General features: G+C 47.6%; 1 pseudogene. It reads left to right on the top strand.

Annotation, left to right across the window (positions count from 1 at the left end):
* A pseudogene (locus SB658_RS25775) lies at nucleotides 1-254 on the top strand (acetate--CoA ligase); the annotation flags it as partial.

Here is a 254-nt window from a genome sequence, read left to right as displayed (position 1 = left end):
GGGCTCAATGGGGAAACCGATTCCGGGAGTGGAAGCGGCGATCGTTGACAATCAGGGAAATGAGCTTCCGCCGTACCGAATGGGAAATCTCGCCATTAAAAAGGGCTGGCCGTCGATGATGGATTCCATTTGGAACAACAAAGAGAAATATGATTCTTATTTTATGCCGGGCGGCTGGTATGTTTCCGGAGATTCTGCTTATATGGATGAAGACGGTTATTTTTGGTTCCAAGGCAGAGTCGATGATGTCATCA

Origin of the sequence: Bacillus sp. SIMBA_008 (assembly GCF_046535495.1) — a bacterium.
Taxonomy (GTDB): domain Bacteria; phylum Bacillota; class Bacilli; order Bacillales; family Bacillaceae; genus Bacillus; species Bacillus subtilis.
This window is presented reverse-complemented; position numbering and strand designations above follow the sequence as displayed.